The following is a 5,566-nucleotide window of genomic DNA, read 5'->3' as shown; positions in this document are numbered from 1 at the left end:
GTTACTTTCTTTGTCGCCTTGGACAAAGAAAGTGACCCGGCCGCTTGCGGACGGCGGCTTGGCTTTGGAGCCTTATAGCTTTGGAGCCTTATAGCTTTGAAGCTTCAGAGACCTGCGAACGACAAACGGCGCGAGGCCGCACGAGCGCGGTCGCGGCTTACGCCGCTCCTACAGGGGCGCAGGACAAAGACGCGGCGAACGGGCGAGGTGGCGGTCGCGGCTTGCGCCGCTCCTACAGGCGATGGCTTTGAGCTTCGATCGATAGCGTCGGCCTTGGATTTTCCGCGCATCCCGTGGTCGCGGCTTGTGCCCGAAGGAAATCCCTGTGGGACGCCGCTCCTACAAGGGAACAGGACAAAGACGCGGAAGGGCGCCGCTCAGCCCACCAGCCGCAGCACGTCGTCGAGCAAGCCCGCCGCGGTGACCTCCGCGCCTGCGCCGGGCCCCTGGATCACCAGCGGCTGGACACGATAGCGGTCGGACCAGATCGCCACCTTGTTGTCGGTGCCGGCGCCGCCGGCCAGCGGGTGATCGCCGGGCAACGACTCCAGCCCGACCCGCGCCGTGTGGCGGCCGTCTCCGCCGCAGTCCAGGCGGGCGATGAAGCGCAGCTTCTCGCCGTTCTTGTAGGCCGCCGCATAGCGCTCGCGCAGCGGCACATCCAGCGCCGGCAGCGCGGCGTCGACCCCGTCCTTGGACAGGATCGCCAGCTCCGGCGGCACCAGCGAGGCCACCTCGACCTCGCCCGCGTCCAGCGCCACGCCGGCCGCGCGCGCCAGGATCAGCAGCTTGCGCCGCACGTCCTCGCCCGACAGGTCGTCGCGCGGATCGGGTTCGGTGTAGCCGGCGTCGCGCGCCTGCCGTACCAGCGCCGAGAAGGGGCGCATGCCGTCGTAATGATTGAACAGCCAGGCCAGCGAGCCCGACAACACGCCGGCGATGGCGTGGATGCGGTCGCCGCCGGCCTGCAGTTCGCGCAGGCTCCGCAGCAGCGGCAGGCCGGCGCCGACCGTGGCGCTGTCGCCGTAACCGCTGCCGCCGCGCGCACAGGCGTCGCGGATCGCACGCCAGCGCGCCAGCGACGTGCCCTGGCCGATCTTGCACGCGGTGACCACGTGGATGCCCTGCGCCAGCCATTGCGCATGGCGCTCGGCGACCGCTTCGCTGGCGGTGGCGTCGACCACCACTCGCGCGCCGTCGCCGGCCAGACCGTCCCAGGACAGAGCCGCGGCGACGTCGTCGAGCGAACTGGGCCGATCGCTGGCGGTCAACGCAGTGGCGGCACGCTCGGGTGCGAGCCCGGCGCGGTCGACCGCGGCGCGGCGCGAATTGGCGACGTGGACCAGCGACAGGCGCTCGCCCAGGCGGGTGCCGTGCCAAGCGTTCAGTCGCGCGAGCACTGCGCCGCCGACCGTGCCGGTGCCGAGCAGCGCGACCCGCGCCGGCAGGACCGATGCGTTGGCGGCGGCGATGCGCGCGGCGGACGCCGGCGCCGACAAAGCGCTGGCCGCCGCGCTCATCGTTTGACGCGCGCCGCGGTGGCCACCGCCGCCGAAGCGCGCTCCAGCGCGGCTTCCAGGTCGGCGATCAGGTCGTCGACATGCTCGATGCCGACCGACAGGCGCAGCAGGCCGTCGCCGATGCCGGCGGCGGCGCGCGCTTCCGGCGACATCGCCGCATGGGTCATGGTCGCCGGGTGCGCCACCAGGCTTTCCACCCCGCCCAACGATTCGGCCAGGGTGAAACAGCTCAGGCCGTCGACGAAGGCGCGCACCGCATCGACGCCGCCTTCGATCTCGACGCTGAGCATGGCGCCGAAGCCCTTCTGCTGGCGCGCCGCGAGCGCGTGGCCCGGGTGCGACGCCAGGCCCGGGTAATGCACCACGCGCACTGCCGGGTGGGCATCGAGCAACTGGGCGATGGCCTGGGTGTTCTCCTGGTGCACGCGCAGGCGCGCATCCAGGGTGCGCAGGCCGCGCAAGGTCAGGAAGGCGTCGAACGGCGAACCGGTCAGGCCCAGCGCGTTGGCCCACCACGTCAGTTGCTGGTGATGCTCGGCGCTCTTGGCCACCACCGCGCCGCCGACCACGTCGCTGTGGCCGTTGATGTACTTGGTGGTCGAATGCACGACCAGATCGGCGCCGAACGCGATCGGACGCTGCAGCGCCGGCGACAGGAAGGTGTTGTCGACCACGGTCAGCGCGCCCTGGGCGTGCGCGGCCTCGATCACGAAGCGCAGGTCGGTGATGCGCAGGAGGGGGTTGGAGGGAGTCTCGATCCACACCACCGCCGGCTTGGTCGCCAGGGCTTCGGTCAGCGAGCGCGGGTCGGTGAGGTCGGCGGTGACCAGTTCGAACGCGCCCTTGGCCGCCAACGCGTTGAACAGGCGCCAGCTGCCGCCGTAGCCGTCGTGCGGCACCACGATGCGGTCGCCCGGCTTGAGCAAGGCGTGCAGCACCAGGGTGATCGCCGACATGCCGGTCGAGGTGACCACGCCGCCGGCGCCGCCTTCCAGTTCCGCCAGCGCTTCGCCGAGCAGGTCGCGGGTCGGGTTGCCGCTGCGGGTGTAGTCGTATTGGCGCTTGTCGTTGAAGCCGGCGAAGCTGAAATTCGACGACAACACGATCGGCGGGGTCACCGCGCCGTAGGCGGCATCGCGGTCGATGCCGGCGCGCACCGCGGCCGTGCAGGCGTTGCGGGTCGGGGGGGTGGCAGTCTGGGTCGAGGTCTGGGTCACGTGGGCCGCTCCGTTGATGTCAATGCTCATGCGGCCACCTGGCTACAGTCGGCCAGCGCTTCGCGCAGGATGGTGTCGATGTCGGTTTCTTCTTTCAGGCAAGCGTCGTGCCCGTAGATCGAGCGCAGCACGCGCAGCCGGGTCTCGCCGCGCAGGCGCTCGATCAGGTCGTAGGATTCGCTGAGCGGGATCAGCCGGTCCTCGCCGACCGCGACCACGGTGACCGGCAGGCGGATGGTCGAAGGGTCGACCTGCTGCAGGTCGATCGATTCGGACAAACGCAGGAAGGCGGTGGTCGAGGTGCGGGCGACGTACTTGTGGCCGCAGTGGTCGAGGTAATCCTCGGCGGCGACGCGGACCCGGCCGTCCCGCACTTGCGCAGGGCCGAAACGCTCGGCGAACTCTTCCGGGGTGCGGTAGCTCAGCACCGCCAGCTCGCGCGCCAGCGCCAGCCCCTGGCTCTCGTCGCACTGCAGCGCGCCGAGCGCGACCGCGCGGCGCTGCAGGGCGCGCCACGCCGCGGCATAGGGGTGGGCGCGGTGAGTGCCGCTGATCGAGATCAGCTCGCCCAGCCGCGCCGGGTGGCGCGAGGCGAACTGCAGGCCGACCATGGCCCCGTAGGAGTAGCCGATGAAGGCTTGCAGGCGCGGGATGCGCAGTGCGTCGAGCAGGGCCGCGATCGCGTCGGCCTGGTCGGCCGGGTCCAGCGGCGCGTCGAGTTCGCCGTCGGCGCCGATCCAGTCGAACGAGACCAGATGGAAGCGCTGCGGGTCCAGCGCGCGGCCGGCGCCGACCTGGCTGTGCCACCAGCCCGCTTCGGCGAACTCGCGGCTCGGCGCCAGATGGCGGTGGGCGGAAATGCCGCCGGCGACGAACAAGACCGGCAGGCCGGCCTCGCCCTGGGTTTCGTAACGCAGCAGCACGCGGCGGCGGCCGGCGTGACGCAGGTCGAGTTCGATCGCGATCTCGCCGCGGGTCGCGGCGCCGCGCGCGCTCAGGCGCTCGACGGCGGCGACCGGCGCCAACGCGGACGCTTCGTGGGAGACGAAGCGCTCGCTGGCGTCGAAACTGGCAACGGGGCTGTGGGCGAAGCTCATGGCGGGCATCCGATAGGAACGGGGCCATCGAGCTTGCAAGTCGCCAGTGCGCCGCGAGGGGCGCACTTCGCAACCATCTTCCGACCGACGCCTCCACACCTCTGGGGCGGGGGCGGGCCGCAGGAATTGGCACCTTCGCGCGGCTTGCGCCGCGTTGGGTTGCCCCGGCTTCTAAGGGCCTGTCCCTCAGCCGGTCTCGATGGATGGGCACAGTCTGCCGGCGCCCCCGGAGGCTGTCAATCGCTTCATCCGCATATAGCGATTTATTATTAGCCTCCCGATACCGCGAAATCGGACCGCCATCGCAGCCGAAACCCTCCCCCGGTCGCCATCCGTCGCGCATACACTTGCCACGATGAACAGCCGTCTCCTTGCCGTCGCCCTCAGTGCGACCCTGCTCGCCGCCTGCGCCAGCCGCCCGGTGTTGGAATCGGAATCCCGGACCACTTCGGCGGGCCCGGCGCGGCTGCGCACCGTGCCCGAGCGCTTCGTATCGGCGCCCAGCCCGCAAGACGAGCTCGACTCGCTCGCGACCTGGCCCGGCGAAGACGGCAAGACCTGGCTGATCGCCAGCGCCAAGTCCACCCACCAGCTACAGGTCTACGACGCCGACACCGGCGAGCGCCTGCGCAGCGTCGGCGGCAAGGGGCAGGCCCTGGGCCAGTTCAAGCGCCCCAACGGGCTGGCGGTGTTCGGCGACCACGTGTTCGTGGTCGAACGCGACAACCATCGGGTGCAGGTGCTGCGCCTGCCCGACTTCGCGCCGCTGGCCAGCTTCGGCGAAGCCCAGCTGCGCAGCCCCTACGGCCTGTGGCTGAACGAGACCGCGCCCGGCGAGCTGGAAGCCTATGTCACCGACAGTTTCATGTACGGCGACAAGTACGACCGGGTGCCGCCGCTGAACGAACTCGATCAGCGCGTGCGCCGCTACCGGCTGCACTTCGACCAGGACGGCCGCCTGAGCAGCGAGTACCTGGGCGCGTTCGGCGACACCAGCGAAGACGCGGCCCTGCGCGTGGTCGAATCGATCGCCGGCGACCCGGCCAACGACCGCTTGCTGATCGCCGATGAGGACGACCGCCGGCTGTCGACCTTGCGCGAATACACCCTGGCCGGCCGCTACACCGGCCGCCGCCTGCCCGACCGCAGCTTCGACGCCCAGGCCGAAGGCGTGACCCTGTGGAGCTGCCCCGACGGCGGCGGCTACTGGATCGCCGTCGACCAGTTGATGCCGCGTACCGTCTTCCATGTCTTCGACCGCGCCAGCCTGGCGCCGCGCGGCAGCTTCCGCGGCGAGGTCACCGCACACACCGACGGCATCGTCCTGCACGCCGCCGGCACCGCCGGATTTCCGTTCGGCGCCTTGTACGCGGTGCACGACGACCGCTCGGTGGCCGCGTTCGATCTCGGCGAGATCGCCCGCACTCTGTCGTTGTCCTCCTCCTGCCTGAACTGACGCCCGCTCCCGATCCGCCCATGCGTGCCCCTTCTATCCTCGCCGCTTTGTTCTGCCTGACCGCGCTGATCGCCGCCGCCGCGCAAGCCGGCAAGCTGTATCGCTGGACCGACCGCCAGGGCATCGTCCATTACGGCGACCGCGCCCCCGACAAGGCGCCGCCCGCGGAAGTCGAACGCCTCGCCTTCCGCGCCGAGCCCGGCGCGATCGCCCGCCTGCGCGTGCTGCAGGAAGGCGAGCGCTATCTGGCCTGGGCCGACAACACTCTGGCCGGGC

At 71.0% G+C, this 5,566-nt stretch carries 5 protein-coding genes and 1 riboswitch; of the genes, 2 read left to right on the top strand and 3 right to left on the bottom strand.

Going from position 1 to position 5,566, the window contains the following annotated elements:
• Positions 1 to 377: 377 nt before the first annotated feature.
• The 3 genes from TX83_RS20395 to metX are packed head-to-tail and all read right to left on the bottom strand — an operon-like array spanning position 378 to position 3,834.
• Positions 378 to 1,520 carry a homoserine dehydrogenase gene (locus TX83_RS20395; protein ID WP_064749820.1) on the bottom strand — a complete coding sequence of 381 codons (1,143 nt, stop codon included), beginning with the start codon at positions 1,518 to 1,520 and terminating at the stop codon, positions 378 to 380.
• Positions 1,517 to 2,767, bottom strand: coding sequence for an O-succinylhomoserine (thiol)-lyase (locus tag TX83_RS20390; protein ID WP_079248361.1), 1,251 nt, complete (start codon positions 2,765 to 2,767; stop codon positions 1,517 to 1,519). The genes TX83_RS20395 and TX83_RS20390 overlap by 4 nt, the downstream gene beginning before the upstream one ends.
• Positions 2,764 to 3,834, bottom strand: a complete 1,071-nt coding sequence (metX, locus tag TX83_RS20385; RefSeq protein ID WP_079248360.1) for a homoserine O-succinyltransferase MetX — start codon at positions 3,832 to 3,834, stop codon at positions 2,764 to 2,766. The genes TX83_RS20390 and metX overlap by 4 nt, the downstream gene beginning before the upstream one ends.
• 90 nt (positions 3,835 to 3,924) lie before the next feature.
• A riboswitch (SAM riboswitch) is annotated at positions 3,925 to 4,040 on the bottom strand.
• A gap of 149 nt (positions 4,041 to 4,189) precedes the next feature.
• On the opposite strand from metX, the gene TX83_RS20380 reads away from it, so the two are divergent.
• Both TX83_RS20380 and TX83_RS20375 read left to right on the top strand, forming a co-directional pair.
• The gene (locus TX83_RS20380; RefSeq protein ID WP_064749819.1) at positions 4,190 to 5,290 is read left to right on the top strand and encodes a hypothetical protein; all 1,101 of its coding nucleotides are present in this window, start codon (positions 4,190 to 4,192) and stop codon (positions 5,288 to 5,290) included.
• A 20-nt stretch (positions 5,291 to 5,310) separates the two neighbouring features.
• On the top strand, positions 5,311 to 5,566 hold a 256-nt coding region (locus TX83_RS20375), incomplete at its 3' end, for a DUF4124 domain-containing protein (protein WP_141233604.1).

This window comes from Lysobacter antibioticus HS124, assembly GCF_000336385.2.
GTDB lineage: Bacteria > Pseudomonadota > Gammaproteobacteria > Xanthomonadales > Xanthomonadaceae > Lysobacter > Lysobacter firmicutimachus.
The sequence above is the reverse complement of the archived record's forward strand: the minus strand, read 5'-3'. Positions and strand labels throughout refer to the sequence as shown.

Bases quoted from the DNA above. Each gene is read 5' to 3' on its own strand.
- TX83_RS20390 (WP_079248361.1), bottom strand. From the start codon at position 2,767: ATGAGCATTGACATCAACGGAGCGGCCCACGTGACCCAGACCTCGACC.
- metX (WP_079248360.1), bottom strand. From the start codon at position 3,834: ATGAGCTTCGCCCACAGCCCCGTTGCCAGTTTCGACGCCAGCGAGCGC.
- TX83_RS20380 (WP_064749819.1), top strand. From the start codon at position 4,190: ATGAACAGCCGTCTCCTTGCCGTCGCCCTCAGTGCGACCCTGCTCGCC.
- TX83_RS20395 (WP_064749820.1), bottom strand. From the start codon at position 1,520: ATGAGCGCGGCGGCCAGCGCTTTGTCGGCGCCGGCGTCCGCCGCGCGC.